At 71.8% G+C, this 24,683-nt stretch carries 20 protein-coding genes; 11 read left to right on the top strand and 9 right to left on the bottom strand.

Annotated elements, in window-relative coordinates; all coding sequences use genetic code 11:
- Window positions 1-79 precede the first annotated feature (79 nt).
- From KYT88_RS06545 to KYT88_RS06530, 4 genes are all read left to right on the top strand, one after another.
- Window positions 80-1,471 carry an extracellular solute-binding protein gene (locus KYT88_RS06545; RefSeq protein ID WP_043587460.1) on the top strand — a complete coding sequence of 464 codons (1,392 nt, stop codon included), beginning with the start codon at window positions 80-82 and terminating at the stop codon, window positions 1,469-1,471.
- Between the two features lie 2 nt (window positions 1,472-1,473).
- Entirely contained in the window at window positions 1,474-2,478 is a 1,005-nt protein-coding gene (locus KYT88_RS06540) for a carbohydrate ABC transporter permease (RefSeq protein WP_043587462.1), read from the top strand.
- A 2-nt stretch (window positions 2,479-2,480) separates the two neighbouring features.
- Window positions 2,481-3,389, top strand: a complete 909-nt coding sequence (locus KYT88_RS06535) for a carbohydrate ABC transporter permease (protein ID WP_043587463.1) — start codon at window positions 2,481-2,483, stop codon at window positions 3,387-3,389.
- Between the two features lie 129 nt (window positions 3,390-3,518).
- Window positions 3,519-6,545 carry an alpha-mannosidase gene (locus tag KYT88_RS06530; protein WP_043587465.1) on the top strand — a complete coding sequence of 1,009 codons (3,027 nt, stop codon included), beginning with the start codon at window positions 3,519-3,521 and terminating at the stop codon, window positions 6,543-6,545.
- Between the two features lie 27 nt (window positions 6,546-6,572).
- On the opposite strand, the gene KYT88_RS06525 is transcribed toward KYT88_RS06530, so the two are convergent.
- The gene (locus tag KYT88_RS06525; protein ID WP_043587467.1) at window positions 6,573-7,214 is read right to left on the bottom strand and encodes a DinB family protein; all 642 of its coding nucleotides are present in this window, start codon (window positions 7,212-7,214) and stop codon (window positions 6,573-6,575) included.
- A 182-nt stretch (window positions 7,215-7,396) separates the two neighbouring features.
- Between KYT88_RS06525 and KYT88_RS06520 the strand changes: the two genes are divergently transcribed.
- From KYT88_RS06520 to KYT88_RS06510, 3 genes are all read left to right on the top strand, one after another.
- A complete protein-coding gene (locus KYT88_RS06520) occupies window positions 7,397-8,140 on the top strand; it encodes a hypothetical protein (RefSeq protein ID WP_043587469.1) in 744 nt (247 codons plus the stop codon).
- Between the two features lie 49 nt (window positions 8,141-8,189).
- Window positions 8,190-9,233 carry an NAD(P)-dependent alcohol dehydrogenase gene (locus KYT88_RS06515; RefSeq protein WP_043587470.1) on the top strand — a complete coding sequence of 348 codons (1,044 nt, stop codon included), beginning with the start codon at window positions 8,190-8,192 and terminating at the stop codon, window positions 9,231-9,233.
- A gap of 320 nt (window positions 9,234-9,553) precedes the next feature.
- Window positions 9,554-10,657, top strand: a complete 1,104-nt coding sequence (locus KYT88_RS06510; protein WP_043587471.1) for a fatty acid desaturase family protein — start codon at window positions 9,554-9,556, stop codon at window positions 10,655-10,657.
- Between the two features lie 113 nt (window positions 10,658-10,770).
- On the opposite strand, the gene KYT88_RS06505 is transcribed toward KYT88_RS06510, so the two are convergent.
- The 4 genes from KYT88_RS06505 to KYT88_RS06490 all read right to left on the bottom strand — a co-directional run bounded on the left by KYT88_RS06505 (window position 10,771) and on the right by KYT88_RS06490 (window position 16,760).
- Window positions 10,771-11,949, bottom strand: coding sequence for an AAA family ATPase (locus KYT88_RS06505; RefSeq protein ID WP_043587473.1), 1,179 nt, complete (start codon window positions 11,947-11,949; stop codon window positions 10,771-10,773).
- Between the two features lie 55 nt (window positions 11,950-12,004).
- Window positions 12,005-13,021 (bottom strand): diacylglycerol/lipid kinase family protein, encoded by a 1,017-nt coding sequence (locus KYT88_RS06500; RefSeq protein WP_043587475.1) that lies wholly within the window; start codon window positions 13,019-13,021, stop codon window positions 12,005-12,007.
- A gap of 126 nt (window positions 13,022-13,147) precedes the next feature.
- Window positions 13,148-14,977, bottom strand: coding sequence for a BCCT family transporter (locus KYT88_RS06495; protein ID WP_043587478.1), 1,830 nt, complete (start codon window positions 14,975-14,977; stop codon window positions 13,148-13,150).
- 124 nt (window positions 14,978-15,101) lie between these two features.
- Complete coding sequence (locus tag KYT88_RS06490; RefSeq protein ID WP_043587480.1) at window positions 15,102-16,760, bottom strand: sensor histidine kinase; 1,659 nt, start codon at window positions 16,758-16,760, stop codon at window positions 15,102-15,104.
- Between the two features lie 357 nt (window positions 16,761-17,117).
- On the opposite strand from KYT88_RS06490, the gene KYT88_RS06485 reads away from it, so the two are divergent.
- The 4 genes from KYT88_RS06485 (at window position 17,118) to KYT88_RS06470 (ending at window position 20,110) form a co-directional block, all read left to right on the top strand.
- Window positions 17,118-17,663 carry an alternate-type signal peptide domain-containing protein gene (locus KYT88_RS06485; RefSeq protein WP_043587482.1) on the top strand — a complete coding sequence of 182 codons (546 nt, stop codon included), beginning with the start codon at window positions 17,118-17,120 and terminating at the stop codon, window positions 17,661-17,663.
- A gap of 100 nt (window positions 17,664-17,763) precedes the next feature.
- Complete coding sequence (locus tag KYT88_RS06480; RefSeq protein WP_043587484.1) at window positions 17,764-18,366, top strand: TasA family protein; 603 nt, start codon at window positions 17,764-17,766, stop codon at window positions 18,364-18,366.
- The gene (locus tag KYT88_RS06475) at window positions 18,363-19,265 is read left to right on the top strand and encodes a hypothetical protein (RefSeq protein ID WP_043587486.1); all 903 of its coding nucleotides are present in this window, start codon (window positions 18,363-18,365) and stop codon (window positions 19,263-19,265) included. The genes KYT88_RS06480 and KYT88_RS06475 overlap by 4 nt, the downstream gene beginning before the upstream one ends.
- Before the next feature lie 44 nt (window positions 19,266-19,309).
- The gene (locus KYT88_RS06470) at window positions 19,310-20,110 is read left to right on the top strand and encodes a signal peptidase I (RefSeq protein ID WP_043587488.1); all 801 of its coding nucleotides are present in this window, start codon (window positions 19,310-19,312) and stop codon (window positions 20,108-20,110) included.
- Here the strand turns inward: KYT88_RS06470 and KYT88_RS06465 are convergent, their stop codons facing one another.
- The 4 genes from KYT88_RS06465 to KYT88_RS06450 all read right to left on the bottom strand — a co-directional run bounded on the left by KYT88_RS06465 (window position 20,111) and on the right by KYT88_RS06450 (window position 24,530).
- Window positions 20,111-20,395 (bottom strand): hypothetical protein, encoded by a 285-nt coding sequence (locus tag KYT88_RS06465; protein ID WP_043587490.1) that lies wholly within the window; start codon window positions 20,393-20,395, stop codon window positions 20,111-20,113.
- Window positions 20,396-20,516: 121 nt separating this feature from the next.
- On the bottom strand, window positions 20,517-21,725 hold the full coding sequence (gene mmsB / locus KYT88_RS06460; protein ID WP_043587491.1) for a multiple monosaccharide ABC transporter permease: 1,209 nt from the start codon (window positions 21,723-21,725) through the stop codon (window positions 20,517-20,519).
- Window positions 21,722-23,266, bottom strand: a complete 1,545-nt coding sequence (mmsA, locus tag KYT88_RS06455; RefSeq protein ID WP_043587494.1) for a multiple monosaccharide ABC transporter ATP-binding protein — start codon at window positions 23,264-23,266, stop codon at window positions 21,722-21,724. Before mmsA ends, mmsB begins: the two co-directional genes overlap by 4 nt.
- Before the next feature lie 121 nt (window positions 23,267-23,387).
- Window positions 23,388-24,530 (bottom strand): substrate-binding domain-containing protein, encoded by a 1,143-nt coding sequence (locus KYT88_RS06450; RefSeq protein WP_119374003.1) that lies wholly within the window; start codon window positions 24,528-24,530, stop codon window positions 23,388-23,390.
- Between the last annotated feature and the right edge of the window lie 153 nt (window positions 24,531-24,683).

Genomic DNA, 24,683 nt, shown 5'->3' with positions numbered 1-24,683 from the left:
GATTAGTCCATACGTTTGGCTAACCCTCGACGGTCCGCGACGACGCCGACCGTCCGAGCCAGTGGAGCAAGGGAGCACCATGACGAATCGAACGCCTCGCCCGAGGACGCGGGCCCACATCCTCCAGATCACGGCGGCGTCCGTCGCCGCACTCCTCCTCGCCACCGGCTGCTCGGGCGGCGCGGGCGGCGGGGACGACGGGAAGACCATCAAGGTCGCGTACCAGAAGTTCGGCACCTTCACCCAGATGGACGCCCACATGAAGGAGACCGCGAAGACCTTCGAGGCCGCCAATCCCGGCATGAAGGTCGAGTTCGTCCCCATCGCGGCGCAGAACGACGACTACTTCACGAAGCTCGCGCTCATGAACCGCTCGGCCTCGACCGCCCCGGACGTCATGTACGAGGACACCTTCAAGGTGAAGTCCGACGCGGCCGCCGGCTACCTCCTCCCCCTCGACGACCAGGTCGCGAAGTGGGACGACTGGTCGAAGTTCTTCGACTCCGCCAAGCAGGCGGGCGTCGGCGAGGACGGCAAGGTGTACGGGATCCCGATGGGCACCGACACGCGCGCCCTCTGGTACAACAAGGACCTCTTCCAGAAGGCCGGCCTCCCCGTCCCGTGGGAGCCGAAGACCTGGGACGACGTCCTCGACGCGGCGAAGACCATCAAGCAGGAGCTGCCGGACGTGATCCCCCTCAACGTCTACTCGGGCAAGCCCCAGGGCGAAGGCGCGACCATGCAGGGCTTCGAGATGCTGCACTACGGCACCCCCACCGGCACCCTCTACGACGACTCGACGAGCAAGTGGATCACGGGCTCGCAGGGGTTCGAGGACTCGCTCGGCTTCATCCGCGACGTCTACCAGGGCGGCATCGGCCCGAAGCCCGAGGAGGCGCTCGACACCAACATCGGCACCATCGTCGCCGGCCAGTGGATCCCCCAGGGCAAGCTCGCCATCGACCTCGACGGGTCCTGGCTCAGCGGCACCTGGCTCGACACGGGCACGAACCCGTGGCCGGAGTGGAGCGACGTGATGGGCCAGGCGCCCATGCCCACGCAGGACGGCCAGGCGCCCGGCGCGGTCAGCATGTCCGGCGGGTGGACCCTCGCGGTCGGCGCCAAGACGAAGGCCCCCGACAAGGCGTTCGAGTTCATCGCCGACGCGCTCGACAAGGACGGGTCGCAGTCGTACGACATCGCGGCGAGCCAGATCGCGGTCCGCAGCGACGTGGCCGAGGACCCGGAGTACGTGGCGTCCAACCCGACGTTCGAGTTCTTCTCCTCGATCGTCGACAAGACCCACTTCCGCCCCGCGACCACCGACTACAGCCGCATCTCCAACGCGATCACCGTGGCGATGGAGTCGGTGATGACCGGACAGCAGTCCCCGGAGGAGGCCGCGGCCGCGTACGACCAGGCCCTCGTCGGCATCGTCGGCGAGGACGGGACGCAGAAGGCGAAGGGCTGACGGTGGCCACCATCGCCCCCGTCCCGGTCGGCCGCGACGCCGATGCGCGGAGCGCCGACCGGCGGGACGCGGCGGGACCCGGCGGCGCTCCGGGCGCGGGCGGGCCTCCCCCGGTCCGCCCGGGCCGGGCCCGCGCCCGCGCGCTCCGCACAGGCGTGCGCACCATCCCGCTGATCCCCTCCATGGTCCTGCTGGCCCTGTTCCTCCTCGGCCCCGTGATCTCGAGCCTCTACGGCTCCTTCACCGACGCGTCCCTCACCGGGTACGCGGCCGGAGGCGCGCAGTTCATCGGCTTCGACAACTACACGGCGCTCTTCGCGGATCCCGACTTCCCGAAGTCGGTGCTCCTCACGCTCGCGTTCGTCTTCTTCTCGGCGGTCGTCGGGCAGAACGTCGTGGGGCTCGGGCTCGCGCTCCTCATGCGGCAGGGCAACCGGGTCGTGCGCTCGATCGTCGGCACCTTCGTGATCGCGGCGTGGGTGCTGCCGGAGATCGTGGCCGCGTTCGCCGCGTACGCGTTCTTCAACGACTCGGGCACGCTCAACACGATCCTCGGCTGGTTCGGGATCCAGGGCGCGAACTGGCTGTACGGCCTGCCGCTGCTCTCGGTGATCCTCGCGAACGTGTGGCGCGGATCCGCCTTCTCGATGCTCGTCTACGCGGCGGCCGTGCAGGAGGTGCCGCCGGAGATCACGGAGTCCGCGGAGGTGGACGGCGCGACCGGCTGGCAGCGGCTCGTCTTCATCACGCTGCCGGTGATCCGTCGCAGCATCTCGACCAACCTGATGCTCACCACGCTGCAGACGCTGTCGGTCTTCACCCTCATCTTCGTGATGACGGGCGGCGGCCCCGGCACCTCCAGCTCGACCCTGCCGATCCTCGCCTACCAGGAGGCGTTCCAGTTCTCCCAGCTGGGCTTCGGCACCGCGATCGCCACGATCATGCTCCTCGTGGGAGCGGTGTTCTCGGTGATCTACATCAGGGCGCTCCGCCCGGAGGTGGACTGACCATGGCCGTGACAACGATGACGCCGACGACCACCCGGCCGGCGCGAGCGAGGCGGGCGGCCCGACCGCCGGGCTCCCGCATGACCTCGCCGAGCGGACGCGTGATGCGGGCTGTCGCGAACGGCGTGCTGGTGCTCGTCGCTCTGTGCTTCGCCGTGCCGCTCGTGTGGCTCCTGCTCGCGGCCTTCGATCCTTCCGCGACGCTGTCGGCTAAGGTGCCGAGCGAGTTCACCCTGGAGAACTTCCGGGCCGTGCTCACGCCCGAGATCTCCTTCATCCCGCTGATGAACAGCCTCGTGCTCTCGGGCGGCTGCGCGATCGTGACGGTGGTGGTCGCCATCCTCGCCGCGTATCCCCTGTCGCGCTACCGGATGCGGATCAACAAGCCGTTCCTCTACGGGATCCTCTTCGGCACGTGCCTGCCCATCACCGCGATGATGGTGCCCGTCTACAGCCTCTTCGTCACGCTCGACCTCATCGACTCGATCGGCGGCACGGTCTTCTTCCTCGCCGCCACGAGCCTGCCGATGGCGATCTGGATGGCGAAGAACTTCATGGACTCGGTGCCGATCTCCCTCGAGGAGGCCGCCTGGACAGACGGCGCGTCGATGATGCGCACTCTCACGCACATCGTCGTGCCGCTCATGCGGCCGGGGATCGCGGTGGTGTTCATCTTCGTGTTCATCCAGGCCTGGGGGAACTTCTTCGTGCCATTCATCCTGCTGCTGAGCCCCGACAAGCAGCCCGCCGCCGTGAGCATCTTCAACTTCTTCGGGCAGTACGGATCCGTCGCGTACGGCCAGCTCGCGGCGTTCTCTCTCGTCTACTCGGTGCCCGTCATCGCGCTGTACGTGCTCGTCTCGCGCACGCTCGGCGGATCCAACGCGCTCGCCGGCGCGGTGAAGGGCTGACCGGCCCGCGCATCCATCCGCACCACCACCACCACCACCGCACCACCCGCCGCGCGGACGCCCACGCCCGAGCGGCGCACGCTGGAGACACCCGCCCGCGGTCCGCCGCGCCATCGACTGGAGACGACCATGCCCCCCACCACCGCGCTCGCCGAGGCCCGCATCGAGCGGTTCGTCCGCGACCGCCTCGTGCCGAACGTCCACCGCCGACGGATGCCGCTCGCGATCGAGGCGTGGGACGCTCCGGGCGAGCCCGTACCGTTCGCCGAGGCGGTGCGGCAGGACTACCGGCCGTTCGCCGTCGGCACGCCGTGGAGCAGGGCGTGGGGCACGACGTGGTTCCACATCACCGGCACCGTGCCGGACGACGGGGATGCGGGCGGCACCGCGCTCGAGGTGCTCGTCGACCTCGGCTTCAGCGACCGGCAGCCGGGCTTCCAGGCCGAGGGCCTCGTCTACCGGCCGGACGGCAGCGTCGTGAAGGCCATCGAGCCGTACAACGGCTACGTGCCGCTCGCCGCGATCGGTGCCGGCACCGCGCCGGGGACGCGCATCGACATCTGGATCGAGGCGGCATCGAACCCCGACATCGGCGGCGACTCCTTCCACGGCGAGACGCCGCTCGGCGACCTCGCCACCGCGGGCGACGAGCCCATCTACCGGCTGCGCACGATGGACCTCGCGTGGCGCGACGAGGCCGTCTGGGAGCTCGATCGCGACGTGTGGACGCTGCGCGGGCTCATGGGCCAGCTGGACCCGGCGTCGTCGCGGCGCGCGGAGATCCTCGCGGCCCTCGAGCGCATGTGCGACGCGGTGGACCCCGACGACGTCGCGGGCACCGCCCCCGCCGGCCGGAGGGCGCTCGAGGCCGTGCTCGCCGCGCCCGCCCACGCGAGCGCGCACCGGGTCACCGCGGTCGGACACGCGCACATCGACTCCGCCTGGCTCTGGCCCGTGCGCGAGACCCGCCGCAAGGTCGCCCGCACCTTCTCGAACGTGCTCGCGCTCATGGACGAGGATCCCGACTTCGTGTTCGCCGCCTCCAGCGCCCAGCAGTACGCCTGGCTGAAGGAGGACCATCCCGAGCTGTTCGAGCGGCTCCGCCGGCGCGTCGCCGAGGGCCGCTTCGTGCCCGTCGGCGGCATGTGGGTCGAGTCGGACACGAACATGCCGGGCGGCGAGGCGCTCGTCCGCCAGCTCGTGCAGGGCAAGCGGTTCTTCCTCGAGGAGTTCGGGATCGACGCCCGCGAGGTGTGGCTGCCCGACTCGTTCGGCTACACGGGCGCGCTGCCGCAGATCGTGCGCGGCGCGGGCGCCGAGTACTTCTTCACGCAGAAGCAGTCGTGGAACGAGACCAACACGATGCCGCACCACACCTTCCTCTGGGAGGGCATCGACGGCAGCCGCGTCTTCACGCACTTCCCGCCGGTGGACTCCTACAACTCCGACCTCTCCGGGGAGGACCTCGCGCGCGCCGAGCGGCAGCACGCCGAGAAGGCCGTGAGCAACGCGTCCATCGTCCCGTTCGGCTGGGGCGACGGCGGCGGCGGGCCGACCCGCGAGATGACGGCGGCGGCGCACCGCACGCGCGACCTCGAGGGGTCGCCGCGGGTGACCCTCGGCACGCCGCTCGCGTTCTTCGACGCCGCGAAGGCCGAGATCCGGGACCCGCACGTGTGGTCCGGCGAGATGTACCTCGAGTTCCACCGCGGGACGTACACCTCGCAGGCGCGCACGAAGCAGGGCAACCGGCGCAGCGAGCACCTCCTGCGGGAGGCCGAGCTGTGGCTCGCGACCGCCGCGGTGCACGGCCTCGTCGACTACCCGCACGACGAGCTCGACGCCCTCTGGCGCACGGTACTGCTGCTGCAGTTCCACGACATCCTGCCGGGCACGTCCATCGCGTGGGTGCACCAGGAGGCCGAGCGCGAGCACGCCCGCGTCCAGGGCCGGCTCCGGGAGCTCGTGGCCGAGGCGCAGACGGCGCTCGCGGGATCCGGCGACCGGCGCATCGCGTTCAACGCGGCGCCCGTGGACGCGGACGGCGTCGGTGCGCTTTCGGCCGCGCTCGTGGATCCCGCAGCCGCCTCCCCCGCACCCGTCGCGGACGGCGACGGCTGGCTCCTCGACAACGGGCTCGTGCGCGCCCGCTTCGCGGCGGACGGCACGGTCTCCTCGCTCGTCGACGCCGCGTCCGGCCGCGACCTCGTCGCCCCCGGCCAGCGCCTCGGCCTCCTCCAGCTGTTCCGCGACACCCCGAACCAGTGGGATGCGTGGGACATCGACGACGCCTACCGCCGCAACCGCACCGACCTCACCGAGGTGGCGGGCGTGCGGATCGACGGCGCGGCCCTCGTGGTCGAGCGCGCGTTCGGCGCCTCCCGCGTCACGCAGACGTGGACGATGCCCGCGGGCGAGCCGGAGCTGCAGGTCACCACCGACGTCGACTGGCACGAGCGGCAGAAGCTCCTGAAGCTCGCCTTCCCGCTCGACGTGCACGCCGACCGCGCCGCGTCCGAGGTCCAGTTCGGGCACGTGCAGCGCGTCACCCACGCGAACACGTCCTGGGAGACCGCGCGCTTCGAGACGGTCGCGCACCGCTGGGTCCACGTGGGCGAGCCGGGCTTCGGGGTCGGGGTCGCGAACGACGCGACGTACGGGCACGACGTGACGCGGATCCCCCGCCCCGACGGCGGGAGCGCGACCCTCGTGCGCCAGTCGCTGCTCCGGGCGCCCGTCTTCCCCGACCCGCACGCCGATCAGGGCCGCCACGTGCTGCGCTCCGCGGTCCGGGTCGCGCCGGATGTGCTCGACGCCGCCGACGCGGGCTACCGGCTCAACCTGCCGGTGCGCGAGGTCGCGGGCGACCACGGCGTCGACCCGCTCGTCGCCTCGTCGAACGCGGCCGTCGTGATCGAGGCCGTCAAGCTCGCCGAGGACCGCTCGGGCGACGTCGTCGTGCGGCTCTACGAGGCGCGCGGCGGCCGTGAGAGCGCGGTCGTGCGGGCGGATCCGGCTGCCTGCCTCGGAGACGCCGTGCGCACCGACCTGCTGGAGCGGCCCCTCGAGGGTGCCGTCCTCGAGCAGTCCGGCGACGGGGTCGAGCTGACCCTGCGGCCGTTCGAGATCGCGACCCTGCGGTTCGCGCACCGCTAGACGCGCGTCACAAGGCGGGGCGCCCGGTCAGTCGACCGGGGGCAGCCCCGCCGCGACGCGCGCGACCCGTGCGGTCTCGGCGTGCTCGGCCCGCCAGAACGCGGCGTCGCCCTCGGGCAGGTTGCCGTTGTCCGGGCGGAGTCCCGCGGCTCCGTCCACGAGCTCGCGGAGGACGTCCGCGTGCCCCGCGTGCCGGTTGAGCTCGGCGATGAGGTGCACGGCGATCCGCTGCACGGTCACGCGCCCGGCCTCCCCCGGCCACCAGGGCACGCGGCCGAGGGCGTCGAGCGGCAGCGCCCGGAGCGTGGCCTCGGAGTGCGCGCCGACCCGCTCGGAGAGGCCCACGATGTCGGCCCGCGACTCCTCCGCGGTCGCGCGCATGTCGGCGTTCGGCGACGCGTCCTCCTCCATCCACGGCAGCTGCTCAGGGAACGGCCGCCCGAAGACGAACCCGAGGTAGCCCGCCTCCACGCCCGCCGCGTGCTTCACGAGCCCGAGCAGGTTGGATCCCGTCGGCACGAGCGGCCGGCGCACGTCGTGCTCGCCGAGGCCGTCGAGCTTCCAGACGAGCGCCTCCCTGGCCAGGCGGAGGTGGCGGATGAGGTCGTCACGCACGGCGTCGTCGCCGGGATCGGACGGGGTCGCGGAGGAGGGCTGCGCTGCGGTCATGCCGCGAGCATCCCAGCCACCGCCGACGCCCGTCCAGCCCCGACGGGCGAGCGCCCCGACGGGCGAGCGTCCCGAGTCTGTCGCGCGCCCCGGACAGGGGGCGCACGACGGTCCGTCCCTGACCCGTCCGCCCAGGAGGATGGACGGGGGCGAGCCGACCGGCCCAGGACCGGGAGGCCCGCATGACCGCCGACGACACGAGCGCCGATGACGCTGCCGCCATCGACGCCGACGGTTCCGCCGACCCGGGCCACGGCAGGCGCGCGCTCGCCCGCATCGGCTCAGGTGCCCTGGTCGCCTGGATCGCCGACGTCGTGACTACGCGTCGCCGTCTCGTGGCGCTCGCCGTCGCGCTGGTTGCGGGCGTCGCCATGGCGCTGCTGATCGAGCCCGTGCTCGCTCGCGCGGACGGCCCCGAGACCTCGCGCCCGGGAGCGATCGTCCTCGGAGCGGTGGTGGGCGCCGCAGCGGCCGTGATCCCGGTGTCGATCTGGCTCGCGCGCGCGATCCGCCGCCACCCGACGGTCGCCGGGACGCACCCGGCCTGGCGGGACGCGGCCCTCCTCGACGCTGCCGTGGACCCGCGCGGCCGGGTAGCCCTCGCCCCCGGGATAGCGGCACGCGTGGCCACGGAGTCCCGCCGGGCGATCGCGCAGGCGGCCGCGCCCGTGCCCGGGGCGCTCGTCCTCAGCGTCATGGCGCTCGTCGGGCTCCCCGCCTACGCCCTCGCGGGAGATCCCGGCACCCTGCTGTGGTTCGCGCCGATCTACCTGCTCATGTCCGCGTCGACGCTCTGGACCCAGTCCCTCGCCGCCGGCCGAATGGCCCTCCTCCGCGACGCGGCCGACGCCGAGCTCGCCCTCCCCGAGTCCGAGCGCACCGTCGCGCCGCCCGTCGTGCCGCCGCACGGCACCCGCCTGCCCTGACGAACTCCACGCCCAGGAGGTTCCCCCGCGCGGGGAATACGGTGGGGGCATGAAGGCTCTCCAGTACACCCGCATCGGTTCCCACCCCGAGGTCGTCGAGATCGAGAAGCCCGTGCCCGGGCCCGGTCAGGTCCTCCTCCGCGTCACCGCCGCCGGCGTGTGCCACTCGGACGAGTACGTGATGGGCCTCTCGGAGGAGGAGTACCGCGCCGCCGGCTATCCGCTCCCCCTGACGCTCGGCCACGAGGGCGCTGGCGTCGTCGAGGAGCTGGGCGCGGGAGTCGAGCACCTCGTCGTCGGAGACGCCGTCGCGGTATACGGCCCCTGGGGCTGCGGCCGATGCCACGCGTGCGCCGAGGGCCGGGAGAACTACTGCGAGAACGCCGCGGCCGAGGGGATCCAGCCTCCCGGGCTCGGCGCGCCCGGCGCGATGGCCGAGTACATGATCGTCGACGACCCGCGCCACCTGGTGCCGCTCGGCGACCTCGATCCCGTCGCGAACGTCTCGCTCACCGACGCCGGCCTCACGCCGTACCACGCGATCAAGACGTCGCTGCCGAAGCTCGGCGCGGGCACCTTCGCCGTCGTCATCGGCACGGGAGGGCTCGGCCACGTCGGGATCCAGATCCTCCGCGCCCTCAGCGGCGCCACCGTCATCGCCCTCGACGTGAACGAGGAGAAGCTCGAGCTCGCCCGCCACGTCGGCGCGCACCACACGGTGATCAGCGACCAGCACGCCGCAGACGGCATCCGCGCCATCACCGGCGGCCGCGGCGTGCAGGCCGTCTTCGACTTCGTCGGCGCGACCCCCACCATGGCGACGGCCCTGCAGGTGGTCGAGCCCGCAGGCGACGTGACGATCGTCGGCATCGGAGGCGGCACGGTCGAGGTCGGCTTCGGGACCATCGCCTTCGACGCCGCCGTGCGGATCCCCTACTGGGGCAGCCGCTCCGAGCTGATCGAGGTGCTCGACCTCGCGCGCTCGGGCCAGGTGACCGTCGAGACGCAGCGGTACGCGCTGGAGGACGGCCCGGATGCCTACGCCGCGCTCGCCGCGGGCACCGTCCGCGGGCGCGCGGTGATCGTGCCGTAGCGACGCGGATCGTCGGCGGATGCGGCCCGGCTGACGAGCGTGCATGCCGCGGCGGGAATGCGTCCGTGGAGCTCCTCCAGCGGCTGGGGACCGAACCGCGGGAGCGACGGCGACGAACATTACGCGCGACCGACGAGCCGCGACGCACCGACGGTTTCTCAGCCCACGGCGCCTCGCGACATGGCAGGGTAAGGACTCGGTCGCCCCTGATCCACGGCAGCCGGAGCGTCAGGCGGATCACGGCGCTGCATCCCCTTCGGTCCCGTGAGACGGGCCGCTCCCCCTGGCCGCGAGGCCCCGACCTTCGAGTGAGCAGGCACATGACAGACACCGACACCTCCGCCCCTCCCCGCATCGTGCTGACCAAGCCCAAGCGCGGCGGTGGGTCCAATCCGACCACCGCGTACTCGGGTCTCCTCAACACCGTCCGCGAAGCCGGGTTGCTGGAGCGCCGCGTCGGGTTCTACGTGCTCATGTTCGCCGGCATCACCGCGGCGCTCGTCGGCCTCGGCGTCGGCTTCTTCGCGCTGGGTGACAGCTGGTTCCAGCTCCTCATCGCCGCCGGCCTCGGCATCATCTTCACCCAGTTCGCCTTCCTCGCCCACGAGGCCTCGCACCGCCAGGTGTTCGAGTCCGGCAAGGCCAACGACATCGCGGGCCGCACGCTCGCCAACCTCTTCGTCGGCATCAGCTACTCCTGGTGGATGACGAAGCACTCGCGCCACCACGCCAACCCGAACGTCATGGGGAAGGACCCGGACATCGAGCGCGACGTCATCTCCTTCACGCAGGAGGACGCCGCCCGCGCCACGGGCCTCTACGGCTGGTTCACGCGCCACCAGGGCTACGCGTTCTTCCCGATCCTCATGTTCGAGGGCCTGAACCTGCACGTGCACGGCTTCCGCACGGTCTTCGGCCGCGGCAAGGTCGACAAGCGCTGGCTCGAGATCTCGATGCTGTCCACGCGCATCATCGCCTACCTCGCCGTCGTCTTCTTCTTCCTGCCCGTCGGCATGGCGTTCGCGTTCGTCGGCGTGCAGCTCGCCGTCTTCGGCGTCTACATGGGTGCCTCGTTCGCCCCGAACCACAAGGGCATGCCCGTGCTGCCGAAGGACTCGAAGGTCGACTTCCTCCGCCGACAGGTGCTCACCAGCCGCAACATCAAGAGCACCTGGCTCACCGACATCTACATGGGCGGCCTCAACTACCAGATCGAGCACCACCTCTTCCCGAACATGCCCCGGCCCGCGCTGAAGAAGGCCCAGGTGATCGCGAAGGAGTACTGCGCGACGCACAACATCCCGTACACCGAGACCACGCTGCTGGCCTCGTACGGCATCGTCATCGCCTACCTCAACCGCGTCGGCCTCTCCGCCGGCGGCGACCCGTTCGACTGCCCCGCATCGGCGGCCTTCGGGCGCTGATCCCGGTCGCTGTTCACGGCACCTCGCACCATCCGACGCCTCCCGCTCGCGCAGCCCACCCGGGCCGCGACCGGGAGGCGTCGTCGTGCGTGCCGCGTGCGACGCGCAGCCTGCTAGCGCTTCCCCCAGTCCCAGGACGGCGTGCTGAGCAGACCCTGGCCGCGGAGCACGGTCTGCCCCTGCACCTTCTCGAGCACCAGCTCGCCCACCTCGGCATGATCCGCGATGGCCGACGCCAGCCCCGCGGCGTGCGTCACCACCACGATCTGGATGTGGGCGGACGCGCGGGCGATGAGCTCGCCGAGCGCCGGGAGCAGGTCCGCGTGGAGGCTCGTCTCCGGCTCGTTGAGCACCATCAGCTCGGGCGTCTCCGTCGTGAGCAGCGCCGTCGCGAGCATGAGCAGCCGCAGGGTGCCGTCGGAGAGCTCCGCGGCGTCGAGCACGCGCAGCACCCCCGGCTGCTCGAGCCCGAGGGAGAACACCCCGTCCCGGGAGGTGATGACGATGCGGGAGCCCGGGAACGCCCGATCGACGATGGCGTCGAGGTCGTCGCCGCGGCCCCACTCGCGGATGGTCTCCACGGCGGCGGCCAGGTCGGCGCCGTCGCTCGCGAGGACCGGGGTGCGAGTGCCGACGCGGGGTCGGCGGGCGGGCGCGTCGAGGTCCGTGCGGAGGTGGTCGTAGAAGCGCCAGCCGCGCATGCGCTGACGCAGGATCATCGCCTCGGGACTCGTGACGGCGTCCGCAACCTCGCTGAGGACGCTGCGGTGCTCCGGGATGAAGGCGGGCACGCGCTGCCACGCATCGGATCCGTCGCGCACGCGGACGTCCTTCCACCTGCGCTCGAGGACGAGCGACCGGGGGCGCGCCATGGGCCCGGAGAAGATGAGCTCCCGCTTGATCTCGGGATCGCGTTCGAACTTCGACCGCGGCACCGCGTCCGGGTCGCGCTGCGGGATGCCGAGGTCCACCAGGTAGCCGAGCTCGTCGGACGCGAAGCCGAGGCGGAGCGCGATGGGCCCGCGCCGCATGGTGCCCTGCACGGGGTGCTCCCCCTGCAGCACGGAGCGCGCGATGGTCTCGGGGCCCGCCCACAGGACGGCGTCGAGGCCGCCTTCGCGCGCCAGGGCCCCGACCGCGCCGCCCTCCGCCATGTCGGAGATGAGGCGCATGGCCCGGTAGAGGTTGGACTTGCCGCTGCCGTTCGCGCCCGTGACCACGTCGAGCCCCGTGAGCGGCAGGACGAGGTCGCGGACGGAGCGGTAGCCGGAGACGGCGAGGGTGCGGATCATGCCGCGACCCTCCCACGGACCGCCGACAGGACCGTCCGCGGCCGGGCGGCGCGGGTCAGGAGTCCTGCGGCACCCGCACGGTCAGGCCGCCGGGGAGCACCTGGATCTTGAAGCCGATGGCGCGGCCGAAGGGATCGCCGTCGAGCTCGATGTCCTCCTCCTTCTCGAGGCGCACCACGACCTCCTCGGCGGTGCGGTACTCGAGCGCCCGCACCTCCTTCTCGGGGCCCATGAGGCGGCGGCCCGCGGCGGTGCGGCGGACGACGCCGTTCTCCCACGCGACCTTGAGCCAGATCTGGATCCAGCCGAGGATCCCCTCGGGGCGCATGAGCACGACGTCGAGGATCCCGTCGTCGACCGCGGCGTCCGGTAGAAGCAGGATGTTGGCGGGCAGCGACCCGCAGTTGCCGACGATGAGCGTGTGCGCGCGACGGCGGTGCACGCTGCGGCCGTCGAGGCGGTAGCGCAGCCGGAGCTGGTCCCTGTCGCGGAGCGCCTTGAAGATCGCGTCGACGTAGGCGAGCCAGCCGACCCTCTTCTTCAGCTCCGAGTCGGTGTTGGCGAGCATCTTCGCGTCGATGCCGACGCCCGCCATCACGACGAACACGTGCTTGTCGCGGGTCTCGTCCTCGCGCAGGATCTCGATGGCGGCGAGGTCCACCGTGCGGTCCCGTCCGGAGAACGCGGCCTCGAGCGAGTGCTCGACGTCGTTGAGCGTCAGCTTGAGGTTGCGGGCCAGCAGGTTGCCCGTGCCGGAGGGCAGGAGGCCGAGCGAGACGCCGGATCCCGACATGCCCTCGGCGACCGCGCGGACCGTGCCGTCGCCGCCGGCCGCGATGACCATGTCGACGTCGTGCGACAGGGCCTCCTCGGCCGCGCCCTTGCCCGGGTCGTCCTCGCTGGTCTCGAACCAGAGCGTCTCCTGCCAGCCGGCGGTGCCCGCCGCCTGCGCGACCTTCGTCTTGAGGGACGCGAGGTCGACCTTGATGGGGTTGTAGACGACGGCGGCACGGCGGAGCGATCCGCCGGTGGACGCGGGAGAGGGTGCGGAGGCGGGGGTGGAGGTCGTCATCGTTGCCACCCTACCGACGCGCGCGGCCCGCGAGGGGTGCGGGCGCCCCCGCGTGCGCCGGGCGGACGGGACGACGAAGCCGACCCGCGCACAGTGCGCGGATCGGCTTCGTCGTGGTGGCCGGCGTCAGGAGCGCCGGGCTTCGTCCTCGTCGCCGAGGGGCTCGCGGACCTCCGCGTCGTCCGGGTCGACGGGGTCGACCGAGAGCTGGAAGTGGTCGCCGTGCTGCTCGACGCCGTTGACCACGGCATCGCGCATCATCTCGACCGCGACCTGACGGCGCACGATGAGCGGATCCGTGCGCAGCTCCTTCCAGAGCGCGTAGCAGGCCACGAGCATCACGATCACGAACGGCAGCGAGGCCACGACCGTGAGGTTCTGCAGGCCGGTGAGGGCCTCCGTGCCTCCCCCGCCGATGGCGAGCATGATCGCGGCGACCGCGCCCATCACGACGCCCCAGAAGATGACCACCTTGCGGCTGGGGTGGAGCGCGCCGCGCTGCGACAGAGTCCCCATCACGATCGACGCCGAGTCGGCACCCGAGACGAAGAAGATCGCGACGAGCACCATCACGAGGACCGTGCTGATGCTGGCCAGCGGGTAGTGGTTGAGCAGCTGGAACAGCGTGTTGTCGCTGACCACGGCGCCGTCGACGGTCATGTCGCCGTCGGTCTGCTGCGCGTGGATCGCGGATCCGCCGAAGATCGAGAACCAGATGAGGGCCACGATGCTGGGCGCGAGGAGCACGCCGACGACGAACTCGCGGATGGTGCGGCCGCGGCTGATGCGGGCGATGAACATGCCGACGAACGGCGTCCACGAGATCCACCAGGCCCAGTAGAAGACGGTCCAGCTGGACAGCCAGGCGCTCATCTCGTCGCCGCCGGTCGCCGCCGTGCGCGACGCCATCTCGGTCATGTCGCCGAGGTAGGCGCCGAGAGTGGCGGGGATGAGGTTGAGGATGAGGAGCGTCGGGCCGACGACGAACACGAACACGGCCAGCACGACGGCCAGCACCATGTTGATGTTCGACAGCCACTGGATGCCCCGGGCGATGCCGGAGACGGCCGAGAAGATGAACGCGATCGTGAGCACGACGATGATGCCGATGAGGAGCGGGGCCGTGGCCTCGTCCACCCAGCCGTTGAACTCGAGTCCCGCGCCGATCTGCGTCGCGCCGATGCCGAGCGAGGCCGCCGAGCCGAAGAGCGTGGCGAAGATCGCGAGCATGTCGATGACGCGACCAGCCCACCCCTCGGTGCGCTTCGTGCCGAGCAGCGGCTGGAAGATGGAGGAGAAGAGCTGCTTGCGTCCCTTGCGGAACGTGCCGTAGCCGATCGCGATGCCGGCGACCGCGTAGATCGCCCACGGGTGCAGGCCCCAGTGGAACATCGCGGTGGCCATGGCGGTGCGGATCGCCGCCTCCGACTCCGGCTGCGTGGTGCCGGGCGGCGGGGAGACGAAGAAGCTGAGCGGCTCGGCAGCGCCGAAGAACATCAGGCCGATGCCCATGCCCGCGCTGAACATCATCGCGATCCACGAGACCGTCTTGAACTGCGGCTTCTCGTCGTCGGCGCCCAGCTTGATGCGTCCGTAGCGGCTCGCCGCCAACCAGATCACGAAGACTACGAAGAAGCTCGCGGCCAGCACGAACAGCCAGCCGGTCTGGTTGATGACCCAGCTCTGCGCGGTGCCGGAGATCGTCGCGAGGCCGTCGGTGCTCACGATGCCCCAGACGACGAAGCCGACCGCGAGGACGGCCGTGACGCCGAAGACGAGGCGGTCGATCTTCGGGTGCTCGGGCTCGTAGAGGTCGACGGACCCGGTGAACCTGGCCTCGAGGAGACGGTGGTCGGAGTGGTCGCGGCGGGGTGGCCGGGTCCCGTCGGGGCCCGATCTGCGCTTCGGGACGAGACGGTCGAGCAGGCGTTCTGCGGACGTGCGCATGGAGGTCATGGAGGGGATGGGCTCCTGTGGGCTCGGATGTCTGGGCATCGCCCGCAGGGGTCCCGCGAGCGACCGGCCGAGTCTAGGCGGCGGTCGTGGGATCTGCCGATTCGCCCGTCGGCATTGCCATCGGCTATGAGGAGGGGTATGCACCGCTCGCGTCGCCGCCTCGCGGGAGGGTCACGACCACGCGCGTGCCGTGGCCGAGGCGGCTCGCGATGCGCACGCGTCCGCCGTGCGCCGTGACGGTGCGCTCCGCGATGGAGAGGCCCAGGCCGATCCCGGGGACGGCGCCGTCCCGGGCCGACTGCGCGCGGAAGAACCGGTCGAACACGTGCTGCTGGTCCTCCTCGCTGAGCCCGACGCCCGTGTCGACCACCGAGATCACGGCGTCGTCCCCCTCGGTGACGACGGCCACGTCGATCCGGCCGGAGGGGGTGAAGAGGAGCGCGTTCGCGACGAGCGCCTCGACGACCTGCGTCAGCCGATCCGCGTCGCCGTCCAGCGCGATCCCCGGCTCGAGCCTGGCCTCGAGCACCAGGCCGCGCTCGCCGGCCCGCGCGGCGGCCGGCCGCACGACGGCGTCGACGAGCGCCGTCAGGTCGACCGGTCCGCGACGGAGGGCGGGCGCGTGGTCGGCGCCCTCGAGCAGCGAGCCGATGATGCTCGACAGCTGCGCCACGTTCCGCTGGATGACGGCGACCTCCTCCTGGATGCCCAGCTCGGCGGGGTCGTGCAGCTCGTCGAGCAGGTCGAGGTAGCCGACGATGCTGGTGAGCGGCGTCCGCAGCTCGTGGGACACGGTCGCCAGGAACTCGTCGCGCACCTGGACCGCCTGGGCGAGGTCGGTCACGTCGTAGGCCCCGAGCACGGTGCCCGTGAGCTGGCCGGGCCGGCGGCCGATCGGTCGGACGGAGAGCACGAGGGCGCGCTGGTTGCCGGGCTCCCCCACCCAGTAGACGGGCCCGTGCACCTTGTCGGCGTACACCGCCTCCATCAGGACCCTGCCCTCGCGCGCGACGGGCGTGACGCGGTCGGATCCGTAGACGGACGTCGCCATGCCGGTCTCGTGGTCGTAGCCCGCGATGTCGAGGAGCGTGCGGACCGCCGCGTTGCGGATCACCGGCCGGTCGTCGGCGTCGAAGAAGACGATGCCCACGTCGACGGCGTCCGCGACGTCGCGGATGGTCGCCGTCTGCTCGCGCGACTCCGCGAGGAGCCGGGCCTGGGCCGCCGTCGCCTCGGCGAGCTCGCGCTGGTCCCGGCGCTGGATGGCCGCGGCCTGCGCCGCCGCCGCGACCAGCAACGCCGTGAGGAGGAGGCCCGCGACGAGGTCGGCCCGTCCGTCTGCCGTCGTGGGGAGACTGCCGTCGCGGAGGACGGGGAAGACGGTGATCGTGAGCGCGCCCGCGACGGCCACGGGGACGCCGCCCGACGGGAAGCCGAACACGAGCCAGAGGAGCGGGAAGATCACGAGCAGCGCCGCGGCGGGCAGCCAGGCGGACGTCGCGTCGCGGATGAACGCGACCGCGAGCAGGTCGAGCGCGGGCACCGCGATGAGGACGGCCGACGGGATCCGGCTGGCCGCGACCACGACGGCGAGCACGGAGCCGACCACCACCATCCCGATGCCCGCCGCGTACCAGGGGTCGCGCTCGATCGCCGGCTCGACCAGCGCGACGACGACCGCGACCACCGCGCAGCTGAGGAGGAACGGGATCTGCGCGCGGGTGGACCCGCGTCGGCGCCGGGCGTCAGCAGACGACCGGGCGACGAGGGCGGAGGGGATCATGCGCACTCCTCCTCCATCCGCCGTCGGAGGACGCCGTGGCCTGAGCCTAGACCGAGGGACCCGCGAAGCCCTCGACCGCGCCGCCGTGCGGATCCGGCCGGACCGTCCGCGGACAGCCCGCCCGGCCTTGAGCCGAAGCCGGGACGGGCTTGCGGGAAAGCTCGGGGGGACTTGCGGATTGCCAGCGGGTGGCTTGAGACCGCTCCGTCAGAGTGATGCATGTCGAAGGAACACCGGTACGACACCGCAGGAGCGCCGCCGAGGCGCCGACGCAGGACCGGAGACGACCGGCGGGACACCCACCCGCCGCCTCCCCATGAGCATGCGCGGCACACCGCGCGAAGAACAGGAAACCCCATGAACAAGATCGTCTCCGGTGCCGTCGCAGGTGCCGCCGGAATCGTCCTCCTCCTCGGCGGCGCCGGCAGCTTCGCGCTGTGGAACGCCAACGCCACGGTCGCCGCCTCCAGCGTCTCCTCCGGCAACCTCGCCCTCGCCGCCGACACCGCGGGCGTCTGGACCGACATCACCAACGGCGGCAGCAAGGTCATCGACCCCGCGACCTACCGCATCGTCCCGGGCAACGTCCTCCAGTACACGAGCGCCCTGACCGTCACGGCGACCGGCGACTCGCTCGCCGCGGACCTCACCTACAACCCCGTCTCCATCACGGGCGACGCGGCGCTCAAGGCCGCCGTCACCACGAAGCTCGACGTCACCTCGACCGACGCCAGCATCACCCCCGCCAGCGCCGCGAACACCTTCACGGTCAAGCCCTCGACCGCCGCGTCCAAGGTGAACGTCGTCCTCACGGTGACCTTCCCCTCCGCCGCGACGACCGGCCAGAACGGCACGCTCTCCTTCGACAAGCTCGCCTTCACGCTCACGCAGCGCGCGATCTAGTCCCCAGGCCCCCCTCCCCGCGGTGACGTCGCCCGCGGGGAGGGGTCTCCACCCCACCACCCGCACCACCGCACCCACCACCACCCGGAACGAGGACGACATGCGCAGGAACGAGGCCCCCGCCCCGCGTCCCGCGCACGGCCGTCGCTCCGCGCGACCGGCCCGCCGCAGCCCCCTCCGCGCCGCCTGGCTCACCACCGGCCTCCTCACCGCCGTGGTCGTCGCGTCCCTCGCCGCGACCGGCGGCAGCTACGCCCTCTGGAACGGCGCCGCCAGCACGAAGCCCGCGAGCGTCACCAGCGGGACGAGCGGTCTCGTCGTCACCCAGCAGTCCGCCCTCGACTCCTCCAAGCTCCTCCCGGGACAGGGCGCCCTCGGCACCTTCACCGCGAAGAACACCGGGACGATAGCCTTGGACGTGGCCATCTCCACCCGAGGCACCTCCTCGAACAGCGCCTTCCCGGGCGAGCTCTCGCTGCGCCTCGGATCGGTCGCCACCCCGGCCGACTGCGTCCACGGCGCCACGACGTTCTCCGGCCGTCCCGGCCAGCTGCACACGCCCAGCGGTTTCGTCCGCATCCAGCCCGGCGCCTCCTCGGTCGTCTGCACCGAGGTCGTGCTCGACACGGACGCGCCGCAGTCGGTGCAGGGATCCACCGCGCAGCTCGCCTTCGCCCTCGTCGGCACGCAGGTGCAGCCGTGAGCCGCACGCGGCGACGCCTGGGTCGCGCGCACGCCGCGCTCCTGGTGGGCCTCACCGTCCTCCTCGTCGGGATCGGCGCGACCGCCGGCCACGCGCTCTGGGCGTCGTCGACGTCGACCAGCGCGAACGTCCAGAGCGCCACCGTCGCCGTGACGGAGAGCGGCTTCGACCGCCTCGCGGGCGAGCTCACCTCGCAGAGCCCCAGCCGCACCGCGACGGTCCTCGTCACCAACACGGGATCCACCCGCGACTCGTGGACCGGCACGATGGCAGCACCGACCTCCTCGACGAACGACCAGTACTTCGCCCGCAACGTGCGCGTCGTCGCGTGGGCCGCGAGCGGCTCGAGCTGCACGGCCAGCACCCCCGTCGGCTCGGGCGCCGCCACCGCCAACTGGGTGGTCCCGCCCACGCTGTCCGGGACGCTGTCCCCGGGCGCCTCGGCCACGTGGTGCGTGCGCACCACCGCGACCGCGTTCCCCCAGGGCGCGGCCTCCGTCACGGCGACGCTCACGGCGGTGCTGGGATCCGGCAGCTGGACCGGTCGCGACACCGCGACCGCGAAGCAGACCACCCCGGCGCCCACGGTCACGGGCGGCTTCGCCTGCACGCCCCAGGACGGGAACTGGTACGTCGTCGTCGGATGGGACACCTCGGTCTCCTCGCTCGAGTCGAACTACAACGTGATGGTCAACGGCACGCGCATCGCCACCTCGCAGGGCTACTACGGGAAGGCGTCCATCAGCGGCTCGGAGGTGCCCGCCAGCCTCGCCGCCGACGGCACGGTCAAGGTCACGGTCGACCTCCTCGACTCCCAGAGCAAGGTCGTCCGCCAGGTCGCGAGCGGCACGGTCGTGGCGTTCACCCAGAGCGGCGCGCGCGGCTTCCGCTGCTCCTGATCCCGACCGACTCGACCCGACCGACCCGACCCGGACGACAGACCATGCCCCGCCTCCTCCCCCGCCGCCACGCACGCCACGCCGACGCCCTCGGGCGCCCCGCGGACGACCTCGCCCCCGTCGAGCTCGAGGCCGGCACCCGGCCCCGCGGCGGATTCCGGCAGCTCGCCCGCTCGGCGGCCGTGGGCCTCAGCGTCGGGGTCCTCCTGCTCGTCATCGCGCTCGCGGCCGTGCTGCTCGTGGTGCCGAAGGTCTCGGGATCCGTGCCGCTGACGATCCTCACGCAGTCGATGGAGCCGACGCTCCCGCCCGGCACGCTCATCGTGGTGCGACCCGTGGATCCCGACGCCCTCGAGGTCGGCGACGTCGCGACCTACCAGATCCGCTCGGGCGACCCCGCGGTCATCACGCACCGGATCACCGCCATCGCGTCCACCTCGGACGGCACGCGCTCCTTCACCTTCACGGGCGACAACAACGCGTCGCCCGACTCGCTGCCCGTGACGCCGGGACAGATCCAGGGCGAGGTCTGGTACTCGGTGCCGCTCGTCGGCTGGGCGAACCAGGCCGTCAACGGGCAGGCGCGCAGCTGGATCATCCCCGCCGCAGCGGTCGCGCTCCTCGCCTACGCGGCCGTCACGATCATCACGGGCGCCGTGCAGACGCGACGCAGGCGCAGCGCCTCCGCCGCGGCGGACGTCGTGGCGGAGGGCGACCACGTGCACTCCGACGCCATGTCGGCGGGCGTCGCCGAGGCAGCCCGCGTGGATCCGTCGCACCCGGGCGTCGACGCGGCCGGACCGACGCCGGCGGCCGTCCGACCCCGGGGCCGCCACCGCGGCTGATCAGACGTGCCGGTGCTCGGGGCCCTCGTCGAAGAGGAGCACCGGCCGGCCGGCCTCCTCGCGCTCGACGACCAGCATCCAGTTGCGTCCCGAGGGCAGGATGCCCCCGCGGAGCTTCGCCGGCGACGGGACCCTCTCGAGCACGCCGTCCGGGAGCGTCCGTCCGACGCCGCGCGCGTCCGGGAGACGTCCGCCGGAGCACCAGGAGATGCGCCACGCGCATCCCTCGGCCAGGCGTCCGGCCACCTCATCGCGCGACAACGCGCCGTACGGTCCGTGTCCCATCCCCCGAGGCTGGCAGCCGCGCGCGATGCGGCGTGCGATCCGCCCCCACCCGGACGACGGACGGCCCGGCCGCTCCCCGCGTGAGGGAGCGGCCGGGCCGGGAGTCGTGCCGCGTCGCGGGTCAGCGCCCGGAGCGGCGCTTGCTGTAGACGTCGAAGGCGACCGCGAGGAGCAGCACCAGGCCCTTGATGACCTGCTGCCACGCCGCGTCGACCGACAGGATCGACAGGCCCTGGTTGAGCACGCCCATCACGAGGCCGCCGATCACCGCGCCGACCACCGTGCCGACGCCGCCCTGCACGGCAGCTCCGCCGATGAACACCGCGGCGATCGCGTCGAGCTCGAAGCTCTGGCCGGCGGAGGCCACCGCGGATCCGGCGCGCGCCGTGCTGACGACGCCCGCGAGCCCGGCGAGCAGGCCCATGTTCACGAAGATGAAGAAGTTGACCCAGCGGGTCTTCACTCCGGACATCATCGCGGCGAACAGGTTGCCGCCCATCGCGTACACGTGCCGGCCGAAGACCGTGCGCGTGAGGAGGAACGAGTAGAGCAGCACGAGCGTCGCCAGGATGATCAGGATGATCGGCGTCCCGCGGTTGTACGCCAGCAGGTAGCAGAGGTACATGATCGCGAAGACGGCGATGGCGGTGCGGATCCAGAACGAGACCCCCCGCTCGCGCGGCAGCTCGAGCTTGCGGAGCGTGGCGCGGGTGCGCAGCTGCTGCACCACGAGCGCGACCGACACGAGCGCGCCGATCCCGAGCGTGAGGAGGTCGGGCGCGCCGGTCGTCGGCAGGTTGCCGGATCCGATGGAGTTGAACTCGGCCGGGAGGCCCGAGATCGTGCCGCCGGTGAGGAGCACGAGCGCGACGCCGCGGAAGACGAGCATGCCCGCGAGCGTGACGATGAACGCCGGGATCCCGACGAACGCCACCCAGAAGCCCTGCCACGCGCCGATGAGCGCGCCGACCACGAGCGACAGCACGACCGCGGTCCCCCACGGCAGCCCCCACTCGTTCATGCTGAGCGCGGCCACGGCGCCGACCGTCGCGACGACCGAGCCCACCGACAGGTCGATGTGGCCCGCGATGATCACGATGACCATGCCCATCGCGAGGATCAGCACGTACGCGTTCTGCTGGATGAGGTTGGCGACGTTGCCCGGGTAGAGCAGCCGCCCCTCCGTGAGGATCTGGAACAGCAGGATGATCACGGCCAACGCCGCGAGGATCCCGTACTGGCGGAGGTCGATGCGGCGGCGCTTGCGCGTCTTCACGCCGTCGGGCGCGGGCGCGTTCGGCGATGTGGCCTGCTCGGCGGTGACGGTCACTGGTCGACTCCTGACTTCCGGCTGGCGGTCATGTGCCGCATCAGCTCCTCCTGTGTCGCGTCGGCCCGGGAGACCTCGGCGGTGAGCCGCCCCTCGGCGATCGTGTAGATCCGGTCCGAGAGGCCGATGAGCTCGGGCAGCTCGGAGGAGATGACGATGACCGCCTTCCCCTCGGCCGCGAGCTGGTTGATGATGCTGTAGATCTCGTACTTCGCCCCCACGTCGATGCCGCGCGTGGGCTCGTCGAGGATGAGGACGTCGGGACCCGAGTAGATCCACTTGCTGAGCACGACCTTCTGCTGGTTGCCGCCGGACAGCTTGCCGACCACCCCCGAGACGTCGGGCGTCTTGATGTTCATCCTCTTGCGGTAGTCGTCGGCGACCGCGTACTCGCGGTGCCGGTCGATCACGCCGAGCCGGACGAGCTTCGAGAGCGCGGCGGCCGAGACGTTCACCGTGATGCTGCCGATGAGGTTGAGCCCGTAGCGCTTCCGGTCCTCCGTCGCGTAGGCGATGCCGTTCTTGATGGCCTCGCTCACGGTGCGGGTGCGGATCTCCTTGCCGTCCTTGAAGATCCGGCCCGTGATGCCCGTGCCGTACGAGCGCCCGAAGATGCTCATCGCGAGCTCGGTGCGTCCCGCGCCCATGAGGCCGGCGAACCCGACGACCTCGCCCGCGCGGACGGTGAAGGACGCGTCGTCGACGACGACCCGGTCGACGTCCACGGGGTGGTGCACGGTCCAGCCCTCGACGCGGAGCTTCTCCTCGCCGATGTGCGGATCCCGCGGCGGGAACTGCGCGTCGAGCGGCCGGCCGACCATCGCGCGGATGATGCGCGTCTCGATCTCGTCCGAGTCGGTGACGGGGAACGTCTCGATCGTCTTGCCGTCGCGGATGACGGTGACGTCGTCCGCGATGGCCCGGATCTCGTTGAGCTTGTGGCTGATGATGATGCTCGTGATGCCGTCCTCGCGCAGCAGGCGGATGAGTCCCAGCAGATGCGCGGAGTCGTCGTCGTTGAGCGCGGCGGTGGGCTCGTCGAGGATCAGGAGCTTCACCTCCTTGGAGAGCGCCTTCGCGATCTCGACGAGCTGCTGCTTGCCGACGCCGAGCTCGAGCACGCGCGTCGCCGGGTTCTCGTCGAGCCCCACGCGCTTGAGGAGCTTGACCGCCTCGAGGTTCGTCCTGTTCCAGTCGATGACGCCGCCGCGCGACATCTCGTTGCCGAGGAAGATGTTCTCGGCGATGGAGAGGTAGGGGCTGAGCGCGAGCTCCTGGTGGATGATGACCACCCCGTCGCGCTCGCTGTCGTTGATGGATCCGTAGCGGACCTCGCTGCCGTCGATCGTGATCGTGCCCTCGTAGGAGCCGTGCGGGTACACGCCGCTGAGCACCTTCATCAGCGTCGACTTGCCCGCGCCGTTCTCGCCGCAGATGGCGTGCACCTCGCCGCGGCGGACGGTGACGTCCACGCCGTCGAGGGCGCGCACGCCCGTGAACTCCTTGACGATGCCGGTCATCTGCAGGATGACGTCGTCCATTGCTGCTCCTGGTTCCCGTTCGGGTCGGTGGCGCGCGCCGGTTCGGCGCGCGCCGGGTGGAGACGGATGCGCGGCCGACGGGCGCCCGGCGTGGTGCCGGGCCCGTCGGCCGCGGGTCGGGCTACAGGCCGACGTCGGACGCCTTGAGGAAGCCGGAGTCGATGAGCACGGACTGCACGTCGTCCTTCACGACCACCTGCGGGTCGAGGAGGAACGACGGGACGACCTTCTTGCCGTTGTCGTACGACTCGGTGTCGTTGACGGTGACCTCGTCGCCCGCGACGATCTCGCCGATCATCTTCTGGACCTGGTCGCCGAGCGCCCGGGTGTCCTTCCAGACGGTCATGGACTGCTTGTCGTCGAGGATCGCCTGCACGTTCGCCTTGTCGGCGTCCTGGCCGGTGATGACGGGCCAGTCGGCGCCGGGCGCGTAGCCGGCGCTCGCGAGCGACGCCTCGATGCCGAGCGCGAGGCTGTCGTTGGGCGAGAGGACGACCTGGACCTTCTGTCCGCCCGTGTAGAACGACTGCAGGCGGTTGTCCATCTCGGCTTGCGCGTCGTCGGATCCCCAGCCGAGGATCCCGATGGCCTGCCAGTCGGCGCTCGTGGCCGGCGACTTGCCCGAGGGCACGGTCAGCTTGCCGCTCTCGACGTAGGGCTGGAGGACGTCCCACGCGCCGCCGAAGAAGAAGCCGGCGTTGTTGTCGTCGGGGCTGCCGGCGAAGGGCTCCATCGTGATGGGGCCGGTCGCGGTGTCCAGCTCCAGCTGGTCCTTGATGAACTCGCCCTGGAGCTGGCCGACCTTGTAGTTGTCGAAGGTGGCGTAGTAGTCGACGGCCTCGGTGCCGTTGATGAGGCGGTCGTAGGCGATGACGGTGACGCCCTGGCTCTTCGCGTCCTCGAGGGCCGGGCCGAGCGTCTTGCCGTCGACGGCCGCGACCACGAGGATCTTGGCGCCGCCCGCGACCTGGTTCTGGATCTGGCTGATCTGCGCGTCGGTCTTGTTGTCGGCGTACTGGAGGTCGACGGTGCAGTCGTCGCCCTCGAGCTTGGTCTTGAGGCCCTCGCCGTCGTTGATCCAGCGCTCGAGGCTGCGGGTGGGCATCGAGATGCCGACGTTGCACTCGGTGCCGCCGGCGGCGTCGCCGCCGTCACCGGAGCCGGTGTTGGTGGCGCCCTGCGGCGCGCACGCGGTCATGCCGACGGCGACGCCGGCGAGGAGGAGGAGGGAGCTGATCTTTCGTGCGTGTCGTCCGGATGCCATGGCGGCGGGTCCTCTCGGGTGGCCCGTCCGGGGCGTGCGGGCACCCGACGGTCGCGTCCTCGCGAGGGCCGTGGTGCTCCGACGCGTCCTCGGGTCGGGTGCTGGTGCGGTGAGTGCTGGTGGTGGTGCGGGTTCCGTGCCGGGCGACCACCG

Source organism: Clavibacter sp. A6099, from assembly GCF_021919125.1.
GTDB lineage: Bacteria > Actinomycetota > Actinomycetes > Actinomycetales > Microbacteriaceae > Clavibacter > Clavibacter seminis.
This window is presented reverse-complemented; position numbering and strand designations above follow the sequence as displayed.

Excerpts from the sequence above, each read along its gene's own strand:
- KYT88_RS06495 (WP_043587478.1), bottom strand. The coding sequence starts at position 14,977 with ATGACCTCCATGCGCACGTCCGCAGAACGCCTGCTCGACCGTCTCGTC.
- KYT88_RS06510 (WP_043587471.1), top strand. The coding sequence starts at position 9,554 with ATGACAGACACCGACACCTCCGCCCCTCCCCGCATCGTGCTGACCAAG.
- KYT88_RS06490 (WP_043587480.1), bottom strand. The coding sequence starts at position 16,760 with ATGATCCCCTCCGCCCTCGTCGCCCGGTCGTCTGCTGACGCCCGGCGC.
- KYT88_RS06470 (WP_043587488.1), top strand. The coding sequence starts at position 19,310 with ATGCCCCGCCTCCTCCCCCGCCGCCACGCACGCCACGCCGACGCCCTC.
- KYT88_RS06525 (WP_043587467.1), bottom strand. The coding sequence starts at position 7,214 with ATGACCGCAGCGCAGCCCTCCTCCGCGACCCCGTCCGATCCCGGCGAC.
- mmsA (WP_043587494.1), bottom strand. The coding sequence starts at position 23,266 with ATGGACGACGTCATCCTGCAGATGACCGGCATCGTCAAGGAGTTCACG.
- KYT88_RS06545 (WP_043587460.1), top strand. The coding sequence starts at position 80 with ATGACGAATCGAACGCCTCGCCCGAGGACGCGGGCCCACATCCTCCAG.
- KYT88_RS06480 (WP_043587484.1), top strand. The coding sequence starts at position 17,764 with ATGCGCAGGAACGAGGCCCCCGCCCCGCGTCCCGCGCACGGCCGTCGC.
- KYT88_RS06465 (WP_043587490.1), bottom strand. The coding sequence starts at position 20,395 with ATGGGACACGGACCGTACGGCGCGTTGTCGCGCGATGAGGTGGCCGGA.
- KYT88_RS06535 (WP_043587463.1), top strand. The coding sequence starts at position 2,481 with ATGGCCGTGACAACGATGACGCCGACGACCACCCGGCCGGCGCGAGCG.
- KYT88_RS06515 (WP_043587470.1), top strand. The coding sequence starts at position 8,190 with ATGAAGGCTCTCCAGTACACCCGCATCGGTTCCCACCCCGAGGTCGTC.
- KYT88_RS06485 (WP_043587482.1), top strand. The coding sequence starts at position 17,118 with ATGAACAAGATCGTCTCCGGTGCCGTCGCAGGTGCCGCCGGAATCGTC.
- KYT88_RS06450 (WP_119374003.1), bottom strand. The coding sequence starts at position 24,530 with ATGGCATCCGGACGACACGCACGAAAGATCAGCTCCCTCCTCCTCCTC.
- KYT88_RS06530 (WP_043587465.1), top strand. The coding sequence starts at position 3,519 with ATGCCCCCCACCACCGCGCTCGCCGAGGCCCGCATCGAGCGGTTCGTC.
- KYT88_RS06520 (WP_043587469.1), top strand. The coding sequence starts at position 7,397 with ATGACCGCCGACGACACGAGCGCCGATGACGCTGCCGCCATCGACGCC.
- KYT88_RS06500 (WP_043587475.1), bottom strand. The coding sequence starts at position 13,021 with ATGACGACCTCCACCCCCGCCTCCGCACCCTCTCCCGCGTCCACCGGC.
- KYT88_RS06505 (WP_043587473.1), bottom strand. The coding sequence starts at position 11,949 with ATGATCCGCACCCTCGCCGTCTCCGGCTACCGCTCCGTCCGCGACCTC.